Here is an 18,976-nt window from a genome sequence, read left to right as displayed (position 1 = left end):
TTTATAATTAAAAGGAAAAAATGTTGAAAAATACTTTATTTGTAATATAATCATTTAATAGGGTTTAATATAGTATTTATGAATTGATTGGAGGTGCTTATATGTCAGACAGAAATTTTGTAGCAACAGTATTACTTTGTTTCTTTTTAGGAAGTCTAGGGGCTCATCGTTTTTATGTTGGTAAAATTGGTACAGGTATTTTAATGTTTTTCACATTAGGTGGATTGGGTATTTGGACATTGATCGATTTGATTATGATTATCGTTGGTAAATTTACTGATAAAGATGGTCATCTTATAAAATCTTAATAGTTAAAATGATTGAAATAAAAAACGGCTGGCTCATACATACATACTTTTAAGCTTGTTGCTTTTATTTATAGCCATACGATAAAAAGAAGGGAGACATATAAATGTCTACCCTTCTTTATTGTTTATGGTGGAATAAGCAGATTACCATACCAGACCACTGTGGCAGAATTATTTAATAATAATAGCTATCATTCATCATTTCTGCTACAACGCCTATTACAAATGCAATAATCATCATAATAACTGAAAGAGCTAGCCCACATAATGCAAAGATTAAAGCAGACTTTGCTGCTTTTGGTTGTGTGTCTTTCCATATAAAATAGAGGATAATGCCAAGTAGAGGGAAGCAGCATAAGCTGAGGACATTAACCCAAATATTTGGGTTATCATTTTTTGCTACATTTACTTGGTTGTTAAATTTTAATACGTTGACACCACAATGTAGACATATTTCGGCATTTTCGTCAACGCTAGAACCACAATTAGGACAAAACATATTAGAACCCCTTACATACTAAAAATTTCTTATTTATTAATCAACTTGCCTTGCTGTTTTTTCTTCGTTTAATGACATTAATAGGCGTAATAATTAAAGTAGATAAGCTCTTTTGACATATTTCCCATTATTATTGGCTTAAACAACTAGGAAAAACTTACAATTCCTCTAATTGCAACGTTATTAGAATCTGTAGCTTATACTAATTTTTCCTTTAAGTATAATATTACTGCTAATACACATTGCTTGATTAAAGCCTAATAAGAGACAGAATTTTGTCATATGTATACCTGATTTAATAACTCGATAATCCAATAATGAACATTATAATATAGAATAATATGGTAATTCCTATGTTAATAAAGAAGAACATTAAGGCTGATTTAGCCGCAACTGGTTTTTCGTTTTTCCAAACAAAGTACATAATTAACCCAACAAGTGGCACACAGCAAAGTGTAATTATATTAACAGCCCAGTTTGGTGTGTCTTCTCCACTTGCATTTTTTACGCGGACACCACAGTGGACACAAATTTCTGCGTATTCGGAAATATGTTCACCACAGTTTCTACAATACATAATTGTACCTCCGATATTTTGTTATAGTCTTCTTCCAACATATTGACCAAATAAAAAAAATTGGTAACCAATAGTGTAGAAAATATAAATAATGCCGATTCCACCAATTAATCCAGTAAGGAACCGTCTATTATTATTACTTGTCCATTTACCAAATAATTGACCTGTACCGTCAATAGCCATTGGTAAAATTAATAAGGCTATTATCCATAAATCAAATATGCCTAAGAGTATGACTAATATGATGGATAAGAGGTAACCTACTGCCATACCAGTACATCTTGCACATAGAGGGAGTTTCCGCCCCTTATAATGGAAAGAACGGTCCGGTCTTTGATGGCAAAAGAAAAATACCCGCAGTATGAAATTAATATTATTTACCAAATTTGTAAACCCCTTTATTATTCTAGCGTTTAGTATATAACATAAATAGAAATTATGGAATATACCTTATAATTTAGTTTTCACTCCCTTTTAAGGTCTAATATGTATTACAAGTAAAGCAAAAAGGAGATTGGCTTATAGCCAGTCTCCTTTAGCGTATGTCGTATCTTATCTGAAGATTTACTCAGCAGTGTAGGCTGCTAGAAGATCACGTACTTCATCGGTGGAATTTGCATTTAGTAATTGAACTCGTAATTGACTAGCGCCTTTAAAGCCGCGCACATATATTTTAAAGAAACGTTGCAATGCTTTAAATGAACGCATTTCGAATTCCTTAGAGTAGTGATCATGAAGGTTGAGGTGCAAGTATAGTAAGTTAAGGTATTCTTTGGCGCTATGCTCTGATGGCTCTTTTTCAAAAGCAAATGGGTTTGAAAATATGCCTCGGCCAATCATGACTCCATCGATGCCGTATTGCTCCACTAGTTTTAGACCTGTTAAACGGTCAGGGATATCTCCATTGATTGTCAGCAACGTTTTAGGAGCAATTTCATCCCGTAGCTTTTTGATGTCTGCAATTAATTCCCAGTGTGCTGCGACCTTGCTCATTTCTTCTCGTGTCCGAAGATGGATAGAAAGATTAGCTATATCCTGTTTAAAAATATGACTGAGCCACGCACGCCACTCTGCTACATCTGTAAAGCCAAGTCTTGTTTTTACACTAACAGGTAAGCCACCTGCTTTTGCTGCTTGAATTATTTCTGAGGCTAGTTCAGGGTGAAGAATTAAGCCGGCTCCTTTACCTCTCTCAGCCACATTATCGGCCGGGCACCCCATATTAATATCGATACCTTTAAAGCCTAGCTCCTTCATACCGATGCTCATTTGACGAAAATGCTCAGGGTTGTCTCCCCAAATATGGGCAACAATTGGCTGCTCATCTTCAGTGAAGGCTAAGCGGTTACGTACATTTTCGAAGCCGCCAGGTTGACAATAGCTTGTTGTATTGGTGAATTCCGTAAAAAATACATCAGGCCTCCCCGCTTCACTAATGACATGACGAAATACAACATCTGTCACATCCTCCATTGGTGCTAAAATGAAAAATGGCCGTGGTAAATCAAGCCAAAAATTATGTTGATGCATTGATGAAAATCCTCACTTTCGAAAATAATACCTTTGCAAAAAGATACCATATTTACTGTCCTTCTACATAGCTAGGGGCTTAGCTTGATACAAGAAACGGTATCTTATTTGAAAGTGGGAAATTTGATGAGAAGGAAAAGGGGAAAAACCTTGATAGGTCCTCGCTGCCGTTTAGGGTCTTGAACATGGTAAAAGATATAATTAGTATTTCTTAGAAATATTGACATTTATTTTTCAGACAACTAAGCTTAATGAAAAATAGAGCTGGGGAGGGACTGCCAGTGGAATTAATTCAACTAAATTGTCCGAATTGTAATGGGAAAATTGAATATAAAGAAGGGCAATCATTTAAATGTCCTTTTTGTGAAACTGAAATAATGCTGAAAGAAAATAAAGTCTATTATGTAGATCAAACGATTAATCATTATTATGGTACAGCTGCTCCTAATACAGCTACACGTCCCAAAACGAATTTAAAGGCACTTCTTATTGTACCGATTGTCTTCTTGTGTGCCTTTCTTGGGTATTTTCTTTTTAGTAGTAATCAAACAGAGCATGGAAACCATGAAAAAATAGCTGTTCGAACAATGCCTGAAAGTGAAGTGCTTCTATTCTTTTTAAGGGACATTTTTGATAAGGGTGGAGCAATGCCAACTAAAGAAGAGATTGCAAGTATTCGATATTTGGCCCCCTACTACTCTGATGATCAATGGCATTTTGATTACAGTCTAGACGATCCATTTACAAATAAGGAAGCTGAAATTTCTACCTATATCATGATGGATAAGTTATTAAATACGCAAGAAATCGAACAAAAGGACTTTGAAGCCTTTACTGGACTAACTGTATTGAAGCTCATGAATGATTATGAAATAGCACAAAGTGAAAAGGTAAGCTTTCGACATCTGAAAAACTTAAAAAGCTATACAGGTAGCTTTAATGAATCATTTAGTAAAATTGCGGAATATTTTAGCGATAAGTCTAATATTGTAGAGCTCTCTATCCAAATTCGAAGTAATGAGGAACTTGCTTTATTATTAGAGTTTCCGAATCTCCAATCACTTGAAATATCTTATGTGACTGAAGAAGTTAAGGATTTTGAGCTTCTTAATAAATTGTCACTAAAATCATTGTCTTTAAAATTTTCCAATGATTTGAAGTGGTTGTCTACATTAACTGATTTAGAGTCGTTAGCGATAGACAATAGTGAAGCGACCGATTTTAGCTCCTTCTATTCACTGAATCAATTACAAGAATTGAAGCTTACATCGGTAAGAAATTTAAAAACGCTTGATTTTTTACAAAATATGCCTAACCTACAATCGCTTGATCTCGAAAATATGAACATTGCCAATTTAGAAAAGCTTAGAAATAAATCATCTTTGACAAAGCTACGTTTATCTTCTCCAGGTCAATTTGAATTGCTTGATATTGTGAACAGTCTGACATCACTCACTGAGTTATCATTAGCTGGTTATTATGGCGATACATCACCGATTGCAGCACCCAATTTGAAGAAGGCGGAGCTAAAGGGTTCTTTTATACAAAAGTTAGAGGCACCCACTTTAAAAGATTTGACTGTTTATATAAGTGGATCGGAATCGCAATTGAATGGTGCAGCATTTCTGAAATACCCACAGCTAGAAAAGCTTACAGTCAAGGAGTATGGGGTTTTCACGGGCGTTCGTTCCTTAAATGACCTACCTAGTTTGCAAACAATTCATTTTAATGAGACCATTTTTTATGAAGAAACAGGTGATTTATTCAATTTACAGCACGTAAAGACATTAAATTGTTCTGAATGCAATTTTCAATTTAATAGTCAACAACCATTAACAAACAACGTGTTGGAACATTTAACTTTGAATGATGTATCGATTCAAATAGGTAATAGTGATTGGATAGATGAGGTTGATAAGATCATGCCTTACTTTGCTGGCCTTTCAGCTTTACGTTCATTCACATTACAGGATAGTTCACTTCAATCGTTACATTTCATGAAAAATTGGCAACAAATCGAGGTGCTTCATTTAGAAAATAACGCTATTTCAGATGTAGAGCCTTTAGTGAATATGCCTAACCTAAAAAGGCTATATATTTTAGGAAATCAGGTTCAAAATCAATCTGTTTTAGACAAAGGAATTCTCATTTATTAAAGTCAAGTGTATTTTTAACATGAACTCACTTAGTAATCAAATTAGGTACCAGTCATAAAGGAGGCTGGTACTTGTTTTTAGATAGAATAAGGCTCGAGATGAGTATTGGATTTATTTGTCTTAAGCAATCGGATAGTTTTATAATGAATAGATGGTTAAGTAGAGGAGCTGAAAAATATGTTCGCACGTAATAAAGGTGTTTATTTAGTGTTATCATTACTAGCAATCACTTTTGTTTTAACAGGCTGTGGTACCGCTAAAGACACAGCAAAATCTGAAGGAGACACAGTGGATTATGCGGCGGAAGTGAAGGAAAATCCAATTGTGACGATTACGATGAGCAATGATGAAAAAATTGTCATTGAATTAGAACCTACTGTCGCCCCGAATACAGTCGCTAATTTTATTTCCTTAGTGAAAGAAGGATTTTATGATGGTCTTATTTTCCAACGTGTAATTCCTGATTTTATGATTCAAGGTGGAGATCCTTTAGGGAATGGTACTGGTGGACCTGATTATTCAATTGATGGTGAGTTTTCATCAAATGGATTTGACAATAATATGAAGCATGAACGTGGTGTTATTTCGATGGCTCGTTCGCAAGATCCTAATTCTGCAGGTTCACAATTTTTCATTATGGTAAAGGAAGCATCACATCTTGATGGGGATTATGCTGCTTTTGGGAAAGTGATCGAGGGTATGGAAACAGTCGATGCCATTGTTGCGGTTGAGCGAGATGCCACAGATAAGCCGCTAGAAGATCAGCAAATGAAAAAGGTAGAAGTGGATACAAAAGGCTTTGATTATCCAGCGCCTAAGGTCAATAAATAGTTAATCTAGAATTTATTGATAAAAACAATAATATAGACATAAAAGAGTATGTAAGAGGTGAAATCTTACATACTCTTTTTACTTGTCAATTTCCTTTGGTATTGAAATAAGCCATAAAAAATCGTCCTCTATCAGTATTTGGATGTCGTGCCCTTGAGTAACTAGCTGTTCAGCCTTATGCTGTTTGCTACTGATGCCACGACGTTTATCTCCAAGGATGACGAAATCCGTTTGCTGTGTAACAGCTCCCTGCAAGGACCCTCCACAGGCTTTTACTTGTTTGGCAGCCTCTGAACGGGTCATTGTAGAAAGAGCCCCTGTAAAAACGATTTGTTTTTTATAAAAGGGGTGTGTTCGGCTTTCGGCTGAATCAGGGTGGAAAATGATTTCTAGGTTGTTCTTATTCGTCATATGGGTACTCCTTAACATTCTCTTTTCATTTTAGATAATAAATAAATCCACAAAATTTTGCATGTATGCTACATTAAAAATAAAAAATTTAAAGAGGTACATACACATGAATTCGCAATTGACTGCTTTTATTACTCTTAGCTGTACATCGGGTTTTCTAAATTTGTATTTATGTTTATACGTATTTCTACAACGCTACAATTACGCAAAAATTGCGCAATTGTTTATAGGGTATACGGCGTTAATTACGGTATATTGTTTTGCCTCTGCTTTTGGTTTAATAGCTACAACACTGGACGCAATAAAGTTTTGGACAGCCATTCAATATGTAGGTATGGCTTTTTCAACACCGCTCGGTTTATTGTTTATCATGCAATATTTGGGCTTTCATTTGTCAAGGAAAAAGATAATGGCCCTTCTAGCTATCCCTTTTATTAGTTTAATAATGGTTGCTACAAATGATATGCACCATTTTCATTATAAGATATTTGAAGTTGATCCCGTGTTAGGGGCTCCTTATGTTTATCAGGAAATCGGTATATGGTACATCATTCATGGTATATTTACGTTTGGCTGTATGTTTGTATCCTTTTTACTAATAGTAAAGTATTGGAAAGAAACAAGTAAAACTTATCGCCAACAACTGATTGCCTTAATGTGTGGTCAGTTAATTCCTATGATCACTGCTTTTATATACTTATTGGGTCTAACACCTCAAGGGGTTGATCCTGTTCCAATGGTCTTATGGATTTCTTCTCTGTTGTATTTATGGTCTATTAATTCCTCCCGTTTATTTAGTGTAATGCCTGTTGCCAAAGATGCTATATTTCAAAGTATCAATGATGGGGTCATTGTGTTAGATGAGTCGTTTCGATTAATAGAGTTTAATCAAGCATGTAGCAAGGTGTTCCCTCAACTAACTCGGTCTATGTTTGGTGTGGATTTTAGGAAGCTATGGCTTGAAGTAACTGGGCAAACGATGCCATTTACATTAGAGACGACGATGAATACGCAAGAAATAGAGCTTGATCTTATGAGTCATACTTACCAGGTACGCATATCAGCGCTACGGCATGTTAATCATGGTAATGGGCATTTACTCATTTTTACCGACATTACAGAGTTAAAGAAGCTACAACGGATGTTAGAACAACAGGCTTATTATGATGAACTGACACAAATCTATAATCGTCGAGCATTTTTTCAACAATGTAATCAAGCCTTCAGCGAGATAAGAGCATCATCAACAGCATTTACAGTAGTATTAATGGACATTGATTATTTTAAAAGTGTCAATGATACGTATGGTCATGCTGTCGGCGATCAGCTACTTGTTCATGTTGTACAGGTTTGTCAGAGTCAATTGAAAAAAGGCGAGCTTTTTGCAAGATATGGTGGTGAGGAATTTGTTCTTGCACTCAAGGGCTATTCATTGTCTAAGGGGGAAGCATTAGCTAAGCAGCTCTGTCACTGTGTAGAAACACAACCTCTTATGACTATTGAGGGGGCTATTTACGCTACTATTAGCTGTGGAGTAGCTGAAGGAACAAATGAAGAAGAGACATTGTATCAGCTTTTAAATAAAGCGGATAAGGCACTGTATGGAGCAAAGCAAGCGGGACGTAATCGAGTACATGTTTATTTAGAATAAAAAAGGCTAAAATATACGATCATTCATGGAAGGAATGATGTATATTTTAGCTTTTTAATTACCAATTTGTATGGAAAACACCTTCTGCATCAGTACGTTCATACGTATGGGCGCCAAAATAATCACGTTGTGCTTGTAACATGTTCGCATTAGATGAGCCTGTTCGATAACTATCGTAATATGTGAGAGAAGCACTTAGACATGGGAACGCATTACCTGCTTGAATGCCTTCACAAACTATTTTTCTTAAGCCGTTTTGATAGTCCTTTGTCTTTTCTGCAAAGTAAGAGTCAATTAGTAAATTATCAAGTGTAGGTTGCTGTTGGTAGGCTTCACTAATCACATTTAAAAATTCTGCACGAATAATACAGCCACTGCGGAAAATTAAGGCAATATCCTTTAATGGCAAGTTCCAGTTGTAAAGCTCAGATGTCATTTTATATTGTGTGAAGCCTTGTGCATATGCACAGATTTTACCCATATATAAGGCTTGACGTACGTTTTCTATCCACACATCTTTATCTTGCTTTTGTGGATTGTAGTTCGGCCCTGACAGTATAGCTTCAGCTCGAACCCGCTCCTCTTTTAATGATGAAATATAGCGAGCGAATAAGGCTTCTGTAATAATCGATGTAGGGATACCGTTATCAATGGATTGCATACTAGTCCATTTTCCAGTACCTTTTTGACCTGCTTTATCAAGAATCATATCGATTAGTGGTAAACCTGTTACTTCATCCTTTTTTCTTAAAATTTCAGCTGTAATTTCAATCAAATAGCTTTTTAATTCGCCTTGATTCCATGTTTCAAAAGTATCAGCAATTTCCTCAACAGATAATTCTACATTTTTTCTTAAAAACGTATAGGCCTCAGCAATTAGCTGCATATCTGCATACTCGATCCCGTTATGCACCATTTTAACAAAGTGGCCTGCACCTTTAGGACCTATATACGTACAGCATGGTGTACCATCCACTTGTGCTGCGATTTTTGTAAGTATAGGTGCTACTTTGTCATAGACCTCCTGATCACCACCAGGCATGATAGATGGCCCTGTCAATGCGCCCACTTCACCGCCTGAAATCCCAATTCCTAAATAACCGATTTCTTGTGCTTTTAATTCATCATATCGACGCTCTGTATCTTGATAGTGAGAGTTACCACCGTCCATAATAATATCGCCTTTTTCAAGGAATGGCACTACAGATTGAATAACGGAATCAATAGCCTTCCCAGCTGTCACCATCAAAAATATCTTTCTTGGTTTTTCTAAAGATTGTACGAACTCTTCGATATCATAGTAAGGAGTAAGCGCTTGTCCTTCGACCTTTTGTAGTAGTTTGTCGGTTAAATCTCGTGTGTAATTATAAACGGCCACTTGCTCGCCCTTATTAGCCATGTTTAAAGCAATATTACTGCCCATAACACCTAAACCAATAACGCCTATTGTATTTAACATTGTGCTCGCTCCTTTTTTACATTTCTTAAACGAATAAACTAAGTAATAAAATAAATCCTAAACCAGCTACAGATACAATTGTTTCTAGCAACGTCCATGTAGCAAACGTTTCCTTCATGCTTAACCCAAAATATTCTTTAAACATCCAGAAACCAGCATCATTGACATGTGAAGCAATTAAGCTTCCTGCACCCGTTGCCAGCACAACCAAAGCGAGATTCACGTCACTTTGACCTAACATTGGAATGACTAGCCCTGCTGTTGTTAAAGCAGCCACTGTAGCAGACCCCAATGAAATACGTAAAATAGCGGCAATTATCCACGCCAGTAAAATCGGTGATAAGGTAGTTCCATGGAATAGCTCGGCAACGTAATCCCCAACACCCCCATCGATTAATACCTGTTTAAAGGCGCCACCGCCCCCAATGATTAAAAGCATCATACCAATATGTGAAATGGCTGTTGTACAGGATTCCATTACCTGCTTAATCGGAATTTTTCTGGCTATTCCCATTGTATAAACAGCTACTAATAAGGAGATTAGCATGGACGTACCAGCTTCACCGATGAAGCGGATACCTGCTAAGAGGCCATTATCTTCAAAGCCCATTGTTTTTTGTAGCAGTGTAATAATAGTGGCAAGGGACATTAAAATCACAGGTAATAGTGCAGTGAAGACACTTATGCCAAAGCTAGGGGTATCCTCTAATTCAAATGTTTTTTGTTCACCTAAAGAAGCAATATTCCCAGTTTTGTTGAATGATTCAGGCACTAATCTTTTCGCCAACTTTGTAAATAATGGCCCTGCCAAAATAACGGTTGGAATGGCGATGATAAAGCCATAAAGCAAGACCTCACCAATATTTGCCCCGAATTCACCAGCGATGACGGTTGGTCCTGGATGTGGTGGCAAAAATCCATGTGTGACGGATAAGGCTGCTGTCATAGGAATTCCTAAATATAAAATAGAAACTTTTAATTGTCTTGAAATGGCGAAGACAATAGGGATTAATAGCACAAGCCCTACTTCAAAGAAAAGAGCGATACCGATAATAAAGGATGCGGCTACAACAGCCCATTGGATGTTCTTTTCACCGAATTTGTTTACAAGGGTCATGGCAATGCGCTGTGCACCGCCTGAATCCGCAATTAACTTGCCAAGCATAGCTCCAAGTCCAAATATTAATGCTAAGTGACCTAGCGTACCACCTAATCCTGCTTCAATCGTTTTCACGATGACATCTAAAGGCATGTCGAGAGCCAATGCCACACCAAATGAAACAATGATTAATGAGATAAATGTATTTAATTTAAAGCCCATGATTAAAATTAATAGCGCAATAATACCAATACCTACAATAACTAATGGCATGTATTCTCCTCCTCTTTAGTCGGGCTTAATTAAGCTCCTTTGATAATGAGCAATTGACGCATAATCATCTGCTAACACTCTAGATAAACGAATGAAAATGGGGAGCAATTGTCTATATTCTTTGGCTGCCTCTTCGATTGGGGTATGTTTATAAGTGTCACCAACCATATCAGCGACAACATCAAAGGAATCGATTTTTCCAATAGCATATAAGCCTAAAATACATGCACCGAGACAGGAACTTTCATAGCTTTCAGGTACTACTACTTCCGATTCAAAAATATCAGCCATCATTTGTCTCCAAATCTCAGAGCGTGAAAAACCACCTGTTGCTTGGATACGTGTGACAGGGCTTTCCATACACTCGAGTAATGCTAAATAGACCGTATATAAATTGTAGATAACCCCTTCGAGAGCAGCTCGTATCATATGTTCTTTTTTATGTGACATTGTTAAACCGAAAAATGAACCACGTACATCTGGATTCCATAAAGGTGCACGTTCACCTGATAAATAAGGATGGAATAGCAGTCCATCAGCACCAGGTCTTACACGTTCTGCAATTTTTGTTAACACTTCATATGGATCAATACCTAGTCTTTTGGCTGTTTCGATCTCAGAAGAAGCAAACTCATCACGAATCCAGCGTAATACCATACCACCATTGTTTACGGGTCCGCCGATAACCCAATGATTTTCTGTTAAGGCATAACAGAAAATTCTACCTTTCACATCTGTTTTGGGCTTATCGATAATGGTACGGATAGCACCACTTGTCCCAATTGTGACAGCAATTTCACCTTCTCTAATTGCGTTAACACCTAAATTGGACAGTACGCCATCACTTGCACCAATGATAAACGGTGTTTGAGGATCAATACCAATTTGTTTAGCTAAACGGACATTACAGTTAGAAAACGATTGCGTTGTAGGTACAAGAGTCGATAATTGTGCTTTCGTAATACCTGCAATGGCTAAAGCTTCTTCGTCCCAATCTAATGTATGGAGATTCATCATACCCATACACGAAGCTAAAGAATAATCCACAACGTATTGATCGAAAAACTTCTTAAAAATATATTCTTTAATGCCAATGTATTTCTTTGTTTTTCGAGCGATTTCAGGATGCTCGTTTACAAGCCAAGTAATTTTGCTTAATGGAGACATTGGATGAATAGGTGTACCCGTTCTTTTATAAACCTCATGTCCATTCCATTCATCTTTAATTTTATGTGCCCATGCCTCACTACGATTATCCGCCCAAGTGATGACAGGTGTTAAGGGTTGATCATCCTCGTCTACAGCAATAACACTATGCATAGCACTACTAAAGGAAACAAATAATAATGATTTGTCAGAATGGACTTTCATAATGTGGGTAATGGCTTGCAGCACAGCTTGAAAAATCTCTTCTGGATTTTGCTCAGCTGTTGAAATATCAGGTGTATATAATGGATACCCAATATTCTCTTGTTGAATAACCTTGCCTTGTTCACTAAATAATACGGCTTTGGTGCTAGTAGTCCCTATATCAACACCTAACATATAGTTAGTCATTTTGTGGCTCAACCCCTTTAGATAGCATTTGCTGTGACCGCCATAGATCTTCTACCTTGCCTTGAACATCATCAAAATTTTCATGTAAGGATTTAATCATGAGCTCTCGATCTTTTGCTCTGATCGCATCAATATACAGCTCATGGTTTTTCACAATACGAGTGAAATCCTCATATTTTTCTTGGAAGCGCATGCGCATAGATAACAAAATAAGGCCTTCCATTACTGGCTTTAAATTATTCCAAATCATCGTCATATAAGAATGATCGATGGAACGAATAATTGCCTCGTGGAACATAACATCCTGATAAGAAAATTCGTCGGCATCGTTATATTTAATGGCAACCTTCATCATTTCTAATGTTTTGCTCAGTTCTATTGCTAAGCTAGTTGTATCCATTTTTATGAGACGTTCAAACACGAATGTTTCAATCAACAGACGAACATCATAAATTTCTTCAATTTCTTTTTCTGATAAACCAATGACAACAGCGCCCATTTTCTCTAATCGAATGATATTTTCAGACGCTAGTATTCTTAAGGCTTCACGAATAGGTGAACGACTTACTTCAAAATCAGCTGCTAGTTTGTTTTCAGAAAGAATGGTACCGCTTTCAATTAAGCCTGAAATAATGCGCATTCTAAGTTCATAGGCTACACGATCGCCTGTTGAAGCTTTAGAAAGCCATTTTTGTGGGTATAAATAGTCCTTAGATTGGCTCATAAAATCACCCTTTTTGATTTTGAGTATACTTGTATACAAGTATTATAGTCAGAAAGAAAATAAGATTGCAAGCGACTTACTAACAATTAGAAATGGAAAAAAGCCTCAACACTATACTTAGGCTAAATAAAAAATTTAATGCACATTGTTTTCTTGCTCTATGGACAAACTTGAGAATGAAAAGTTCATAAAACATTTAGTCGATGTTAGAGCTTTTCAAATACTCGATGGAGGGTGGTTATGTCAAATATGAAAACAAATCGTAACGATGCAAAAGCAACTGGAACGAGTAGTGCAAACAAATCAAATAAACAGCGTCAAAAACTCCATCAGGAAGAGTTTGGAGCTGAATTTGAGCTTGATGCGTCTTCAGCACAGGTCAATAATTTTGCTGAAACACAAGGGAAAACAGGCATCAAGCAACCTGTCAGTGAACGGACTGCATGGCACTAATTGATATTTGACAACTATTCATGACATTGGGAAAAGAACTAAGGCAGCGGATGCCTTAGTTCTTTAAATATCGCCTGGGAAATATTGTGTTGGGAGGATTATTTACCATACATATTTTCGAATCAATTCATAATACTACATCTAGAACAATGAAATTTTTTAAGAAGGGAAGATGTATACATTGGCTAAACATTCTGATACAAGTTGGAAGCAAGATCATCCTAGTACATTGTTTAGTAACTCAGTGCTAAAGGCAGATCGTTTGTTGAAGCATGCTAAATTACATCCAGAGGAAATAGCGTTAGAGCATGCTTTCAATCAAATAAAGCATGCCGAAAATGCACGTTTCAATGCAGAGCAATATGGTGAACATTTAGATATTGTGCAGCAAAATAAAGAAAGCCTAGAGCAGATTAAACAGCAATTACATGAAATGAAAGATGATATGAATAGGTAATCACAGAGGAAAGCGGCTTAAATTCTCGTAGTGAGGTTTAAGCCGTTGCTTATTTCAATGATGAGGTTAACACCAAACAATGATTTCATATGGTGTGGTTTGGGCAGGAATGCTCCGAGTGGTAGGTCCATAAAAGACAACGAGGTTTCGATTGGCAGGGCTTTTAGAAAAGGGCTGCCCATTTTTAAGCGAGATAACAGTAGTAGGAGAAAGGTTTAATTGCAATAGGCCATCACTACTTAGCAATTGATGATTAAAAAAATCTACCTTTACATTTTGATAGTTGCTATCTTTAACAATGATTAAAGCACGATATTGGGGTGGATAAATCATTGGTACAGGTGCATCCCCATCATAATAGCCTGTGACCCATTCTCCTGTCGTAACGATTTCATGATGAACAAAATAAGTAGAAGGAGAAATAACAAAGTTGACGACCCCTCCAGCTCCATCTTCTAAGGTCATCATTTTATAACAACCTTCCTTATCCCCGTTTTGCCCTACTGGAAAATCACTGATTTGTGTGACGACACCACGAAAAGATTTAAAATTGACCATAGTCATTCCCTTCTTACATAATTCTAAATTGTACCGTATCATTTTAATGTATGTAGTATAGGAAATTTAGGTGACAGGCAGTAACTAGGGATTACTATTTTTTATGAACCCATCTATACTGAAAATGTTTACTATAAAGCTAGAGGAGTGGAATCTATTGAAGTGGATTTCTAAAAATAAGAAAATCTTTCTGTTTTTAATTTTTGCTGTCATTGTTATTGCTGGTGTACTCGATATTAAATATGAGGGATTATTCTTTCAGCTATTACCTACATCAATACAAACATTTTTAGCTGATTTATTCTAGCATGTTGAGAACCGTACCTAAAAGAGTGCGGTTTTTTCATTAGGATAATTTTTGCCCCACATGCAACCAATTAATTAAAACAGAAAACGTCATTATGGATTTTCTGTTGTTTGAATAGTGTAGAATAAAAAATGACATAGCAAAAAGGAAGTCCATGATCAATGGACAAATGGACATTAGCACTTGAAACATTCTTGAAAGATTGGAAAGATCGAGGGGATGTCGTAGGAGCACTAGTTTGTGGGAGTTATGTTACAGGGTACCCCTCAAAACGCTCTAATATCGATATACATATTATTTTGGCAGATCATGTGGAGTGAAAAGAAAGAAGCAATCGAGTAGTGAATGGCTTTTTAATTGAATACTTTGCGAATCCACCAGCTCAAATTCGAAAGTATTACCAAGAGATTTTAATAGACGGAGAACCATGTCGATGTTGCAATTTAAAACAGGTAGAATAGTATTTGATTATACTGGAATAATAAAAAACTGAAAATTTGAAGCAGAAGAGTGGCTCGAAAAAAATATAAAGTATGAGAAAAAAATATGGAGTATGGAATGCACTGGATAATTTAAAGGACTGTTATGAGCAAGAGAGAAAAGACTTTAACTTTACCTATCATAACGAATTAGCAAATTTGTTTATGGAGTACTGTCAGTTTTTGAATGTAGAAATAGTTCCTTCTTTTCAAATCTATGCCCTATCTTGAAGATCCAATCTATTTTCAAAAATATAGTAAGCTAGCATTTCTAGATGTGGCTTTTAAAAACATGTTTGTCCATGCAATGCAGGAGGACAACGCACAACAGATGATGACATTATATGAAGCATTAGTCGATTATGTGTTACTGCAAATGGGTGGTTTTCATAGTGATGGTTGGCATATTGAAAGCCCAATCGACAGTGTATCTTGAAGAATAGGGAGCTAGTTCAAAAACAAGACGGGCGGCCTATCGCTATGTTATTATAGAGATATAATAATAAAAAGAATCTATTTTTTATGAAAATGTCAACCATTTTTAGGGCGAATATTCCATAAAGCTTAAAAAAACCAAGTTTTAACTAGAATAAAAAGTTGTTTTTTTGCTTGAGTTATGAATGGAAAGGCTCGAAAAAAGCTGATAACTCTCATATAAATAGTTGATATTTTATTCTTGAACTAATTGTGATAAACTGCAATAAGGTAATAATTGATACAGAAATGGTGTGCTCCAAGGTTGCTCCATGGCTTACAGTACTTCTAAAGCGGGAGTGCTAACATCCTTTCTGCAAATCTTAACATATAAGGAAGGTAAAAATGAGTAACAGACAAATTAAATCAGATGTTATCTTAATTGGTGCCGGAATCATGAGTGCAACTTTGGGAACATTGCTCAAAGAATTAGCACCAGATTGGAAAATTACAGTGTTTGAAAAGCTTGAGAAAGCAGGCGAAGAAAGTTCTCACGAATTGAACAATGCGGGAACTGGACATGCTGCATTATGTGAGCTGAACTACACTTCAGAGAAAAAAGACGGATCAATCGATATCAAAAAAGCGATTAATGTTAATGAACAGTTCCAAGTTTCAAGACAATTTTGGTCGTATCTTGTAAACAATAAGCTGATCAATAATCCACAAGACTTCATTATGCCTTTACCACATATGAGTTTAGTACAAGGGAAAGAAAATGTTGAGTTTCTAAAGAAACGTCATGAAACGATGATAAAAAATCCTTTATTTGAAGGAATGGAATTTTCTAATGACCCTGAAACACTAAAAAAATGGATTCCACTTATTATGGAGAATCGTCCAGCGGGTGAAGACATTGCTGCAACAAAAATTGACACGGGTACGGATGTTAACTTTGGTGCTTTAACACGTATGTTAATTGACCACTTAAAATCCAAAGATGTGGATGTTAACTACAACCATAGTGTTGAAAGTTTAAAACAAGCTAGTGATGGTTCATGGGAAGTACGTGTGCATGATTTAGACGGCTGTAAAATGGAATATCATTCAGCAAAATTTGTCTTCCTTGGAGCTGGTGGAGGAAGCCTAGAATTATTACAAAAATCAGGTATTCCTGAAGGGAAACATATTGGTGGGTTCCCAATTAGCGGTCTATTCTTAGCATGTAATAATCCAGAAGTGGCTGAACAACATCATGCAAAAGTTTACGGAAAAGCAAAAGTTGGTGCTCCACCAATGTCAGTTCCGCATCTTGATACACGTTATATTGATAATAAGAAATCATTACTATTTGGACCATTCGCAGGTTTCTCACCTAAGTTTTTAAAAACGGGTTCCAATATGGATTTATTTGCTTCTGTAAAACCGCATAATATTACAACATTATTAGCGGCAGGCGTGAAAGAGATGGGATTAACAAAATATTTAATCCAACAGCTTATGCTTTCAAAAGAACAACGTATGGAAGAGTTACGTGATTTCATTCCAAATGCGAAGAGCGATGACTGGGATATTATCGTAGCTGGTCAACGTGTACAAGTTATTAAAGATACAGAAGCTGGCGGCAAAGGAACACTCCAATTTGGTACAGAAGTTGTAAGTGCTGCTGATGGATCGATTGCAGCTTTACTTGGAGCTTCACCAGGTGCGTCTACGGCTGTGCATGTTATGCTTGAAGTTCTTAATAAATGTTTCCCTCAACATATTAAAGAGTGGGAAACAAAAATTAAAGAAATGATTCCATCTTATGGTTTATCATTAGCAGAAAACCCAGAGCTTCTAAAAGAAATTAATGCAACAACAGATAAAGCTCTTTGTTTAAAATAAAGGCAATTCATATAAGCGTTTAAGACAGGCCCTCAATCTATTCAGGATTGAGGGCTCCTTTTATTTTGCAAATATCTTTTCCTGGGAAATGTCTAACCTAGTTGCTTTTTTAATAAATGAACCTTGAAAATGAATATAAATATCAGTTGTTATTGATTAAACTGTAGTCCTATTTCCTGTTGTTTTGTAAGTAGTTGTTTTCTATACTCTTTATAAATGTATGAAGGAGGCCAATCTAAAGATGATTAAGCTACAAGACATTGGAACATTTAGGGAAATACCGGAGCTTGCAATGCATATCTATGCTGGAGATTTAACTGCGTTGCAAGAAGCCAAGGATAAAGGTTGGAATATTGAAGAGGAAATCCATTTAAGTAAGCATACATCATTAAGCCCATTGGATTTAGCATTAATTGCACAGCAATTTGATGTAGTAAAACTATTAGTTGCGTATAACGTAAATTTAAATGTTAAAAAGAATCCAGCTTTTTTACGAGCTGTTCGTTATTGTAAGGAGGAAATAGTGCGTTACCTTGTTGAACAAGGCGCAAAACTAGATGGACATAATCAAGTTGGCTCTGGAGCTTATTTACAGGCATACTATGGAAATAAAAGAAATATCCCGCTCATTCATGAACTCGGACTTGATGTGAAAGAGTATGGAGGGGCAGTATTACGACAAGCTGTATCTGATTTTGATAAGAAAACAGTCAATTATTTACTTGAACAAGGAGTAGATATTAATTACCAAAAGCCTGACATGGTCTATCCCTATGGAGCAACACCATTAACAGTTGCAACACGAATGGGCAATATCACTATGGTGAAATATTTAATTGAACGAGGTGCAAGTATCACTTTAACGGAGAAAGATGGGCAACGCCCTTATACTATTGCACTAGGTATGAAAAATAAGGAGCTTGCCAATTATTTAAAAGCACTCGAACCTATAGAGCTTCATTCGATAGAGAATAAAAGGTGTGCGTTACAAAAATATAAATTACCAAAGGAATTGCTTGATTTTCTGACAGGTGATCAATTGCATCTTAAACTTGCACCAAATGATTATGACATTCACTATATCGATTTTTTTAACCTAACGGATACAATTGAGATGAAGTTTGGTCAACAAAAGCTGCTTCTTCTTTCAGCCAATGTCGACAATTATTCTGATTTACAAGTAGTTTGGAACCCGGAAGGTAAGGGACAAGTTGGATGCTATGATGTGGAGCATGAGGAATATGCAGATTTATGCAATTTCACAGAGTTCCTAGCTAAGCCTGAGTTCTATCTTATCCAATTTCTTGAAGGGGAACTTTAGTAATATTGCGTCCATGGTTACTTTC

At 36.2% G+C, this 18,976-nt stretch carries 20 protein-coding genes; 10 read left to right on the top strand and 10 right to left on the bottom strand.

The window, feature by feature from the left end; genetic code table 11:
• Positions 1-101 precede the first annotated feature (101 nt).
• Positions 102-308 carry a TM2 domain-containing protein gene (locus tag MKY46_RS23365; protein ID WP_058844088.1) on the top strand — a complete coding sequence of 69 codons (207 nt, stop codon included), beginning with the start codon at positions 102-104 and terminating at the stop codon, positions 306-308.
• Positions 309-483: 175 nt separating this feature from the next.
• Here MKY46_RS23365 and MKY46_RS23360 read toward each other — a convergent pair whose 3' ends face one another.
• The 4 genes from MKY46_RS23360 to MKY46_RS23345 all read right to left on the bottom strand — a co-directional run bounded on the left by MKY46_RS23360 (position 484) and on the right by MKY46_RS23345 (position 2,914).
• Positions 484-807, bottom strand: a complete 324-nt coding sequence (locus tag MKY46_RS23360) for a zinc-ribbon domain-containing protein (RefSeq protein WP_058844089.1) — start codon at positions 805-807, stop codon at positions 484-486.
• Between the two features lie 295 nt (positions 808-1,102).
• The gene (locus MKY46_RS23355; protein WP_058844090.1) at positions 1,103-1,384 is read right to left on the bottom strand and encodes a tryptophan-rich sensory protein; all 282 of its coding nucleotides are present in this window, start codon (positions 1,382-1,384) and stop codon (positions 1,103-1,105) included.
• 21 nt (positions 1,385-1,405) lie between these two features.
• On the bottom strand, positions 1,406-1,768 hold the full coding sequence (locus tag MKY46_RS23350) for a DUF2085 domain-containing protein (protein WP_058844091.1): 363 nt from the start codon (positions 1,766-1,768) through the stop codon (positions 1,406-1,408).
• 180 nt (positions 1,769-1,948) lie between these two features.
• On the bottom strand, positions 1,949-2,914 hold the full coding sequence (locus MKY46_RS23345) for a tRNA dihydrouridine synthase (RefSeq protein WP_036127161.1): 966 nt from the start codon (positions 2,912-2,914) through the stop codon (positions 1,949-1,951).
• Positions 2,915-3,195: 281 nt separating this feature from the next.
• Here MKY46_RS23345 and MKY46_RS23340 point away from each other — a divergent pair, with 281 nt between their 5' ends.
• Positions 3,196-5,070 carry a leucine-rich repeat domain-containing protein gene (locus tag MKY46_RS23340; RefSeq protein ID WP_036127159.1) on the top strand — a complete coding sequence of 625 codons (1,875 nt, stop codon included), beginning with the start codon at positions 3,196-3,198 and terminating at the stop codon, positions 5,068-5,070.
• 177 nt (positions 5,071-5,247) lie between these two features.
• Positions 5,248-5,901 (top strand): peptidylprolyl isomerase, encoded by a 654-nt coding sequence (locus tag MKY46_RS23335; protein ID WP_036127157.1) that lies wholly within the window; start codon positions 5,248-5,250, stop codon positions 5,899-5,901.
• Between the two features lie 78 nt (positions 5,902-5,979).
• Here the strand turns inward: MKY46_RS23335 and MKY46_RS23330 are convergent, their stop codons facing one another.
• A complete protein-coding gene (locus MKY46_RS23330; protein WP_340835561.1) occupies positions 5,980-6,312 on the bottom strand; it encodes a BRCT domain-containing protein in 333 nt (110 codons plus the stop codon).
• Positions 6,313-6,418: 106 nt separating this feature from the next.
• Between MKY46_RS23330 and MKY46_RS23325 the strand changes: the two genes are divergently transcribed.
• Positions 6,419-7,963 (top strand): histidine kinase N-terminal 7TM domain-containing diguanylate cyclase, encoded by a 1,545-nt coding sequence (locus tag MKY46_RS23325; protein ID WP_330493800.1) that lies wholly within the window; start codon positions 6,419-6,421, stop codon positions 7,961-7,963.
• A 58-nt stretch (positions 7,964-8,021) separates the two neighbouring features.
• Here MKY46_RS23325 and gnd read toward each other — a convergent pair whose 3' ends face one another.
• Genes gnd through MKY46_RS23305 form a run of 4 tightly spaced genes read right to left on the bottom strand, consistent with a single transcriptional unit; the run spans position 8,022 to position 13,075 of the window.
• Entirely contained in the window at positions 8,022-9,422 is a 1,401-nt protein-coding gene (gnd, locus tag MKY46_RS23320; RefSeq protein ID WP_340835558.1) for a decarboxylating NADP(+)-dependent phosphogluconate dehydrogenase, read from the bottom strand.
• Positions 9,423-9,447: 25 nt separating this feature from the next.
• Complete coding sequence (locus tag MKY46_RS23315; RefSeq protein WP_036127149.1) at positions 9,448-10,794, bottom strand: GntP family permease; 1,347 nt, start codon at positions 10,792-10,794, stop codon at positions 9,448-9,450.
• A gap of 15 nt (positions 10,795-10,809) precedes the next feature.
• Positions 10,810-12,351 (bottom strand): gluconokinase, encoded by a 1,542-nt coding sequence (gene gntK, locus MKY46_RS23310; protein WP_036127147.1) that lies wholly within the window; start codon positions 12,349-12,351, stop codon positions 10,810-10,812.
• Entirely contained in the window at positions 12,344-13,075 is a 732-nt protein-coding gene (locus tag MKY46_RS23305) for a GntR family transcriptional regulator (RefSeq protein ID WP_036127145.1), read from the bottom strand. Before MKY46_RS23305 ends, gntK begins: the two co-directional genes overlap by 8 nt.
• Positions 13,076-13,315: 240 nt before the next feature.
• Here MKY46_RS23305 and MKY46_RS23300 point away from each other — a divergent pair, with 240 nt between their 5' ends.
• Both MKY46_RS23300 and MKY46_RS23295 read left to right on the top strand, forming a co-directional pair.
• Positions 13,316-13,528 carry a hypothetical protein gene (locus MKY46_RS23300; protein WP_340835554.1) on the top strand — a complete coding sequence of 71 codons (213 nt, stop codon included), beginning with the start codon at positions 13,316-13,318 and terminating at the stop codon, positions 13,526-13,528.
• Positions 13,529-13,709: 181 nt separating this feature from the next.
• A complete protein-coding gene (locus tag MKY46_RS23295) occupies positions 13,710-13,985 on the top strand; it encodes a hypothetical protein (protein WP_036127166.1) in 276 nt (91 codons plus the stop codon).
• Between the two features lie 66 nt (positions 13,986-14,051).
• Here MKY46_RS23295 and MKY46_RS23290 read toward each other — a convergent pair whose 3' ends face one another.
• A complete protein-coding gene (locus tag MKY46_RS23290) occupies positions 14,052-14,543 on the bottom strand; it encodes a hypothetical protein (protein ID WP_330493797.1) in 492 nt (163 codons plus the stop codon).
• Positions 14,544-14,700: 157 nt separating this feature from the next.
• On the opposite strand from MKY46_RS23290, the gene MKY46_RS23285 reads away from it, so the two are divergent.
• From MKY46_RS23285 to MKY46_RS23270, 4 genes are all read left to right on the top strand, one after another.
• Positions 14,701-14,850, top strand: coding sequence for a hypothetical protein (locus MKY46_RS23285; protein WP_230593948.1), 150 nt, complete (start codon positions 14,701-14,703; stop codon positions 14,848-14,850).
• A gap of 161 nt (positions 14,851-15,011) precedes the next feature.
• Positions 15,012-15,170, top strand: coding sequence for a nucleotidyltransferase domain-containing protein (locus MKY46_RS23280; RefSeq protein WP_340835552.1), 159 nt, complete (start codon positions 15,012-15,014; stop codon positions 15,168-15,170).
• A 978-nt stretch (positions 15,171-16,148) separates the two neighbouring features.
• Complete coding sequence (locus tag MKY46_RS23275) at positions 16,149-17,630, top strand: malate:quinone oxidoreductase (RefSeq protein ID WP_036127138.1); 1,482 nt, start codon at positions 16,149-16,151, stop codon at positions 17,628-17,630.
• Between the two features lie 241 nt (positions 17,631-17,871).
• A complete protein-coding gene (locus tag MKY46_RS23270; RefSeq protein WP_330493792.1) occupies positions 17,872-18,951 on the top strand; it encodes an ankyrin repeat domain-containing protein in 1,080 nt (359 codons plus the stop codon).
• Positions 18,952-18,976: the final 25 nt, after the last annotated feature.

Source organism: Lysinibacillus sp. FSL M8-0355 (genome assembly GCF_038008985.1).
GTDB lineage: Bacteria > Bacillota > Bacilli > Bacillales_A > Planococcaceae > Lysinibacillus > Lysinibacillus fusiformis_D.
Note: the sequence above shows the minus strand (reverse complement) of the source record. Positions and strands in the feature narration are given on the sequence as shown.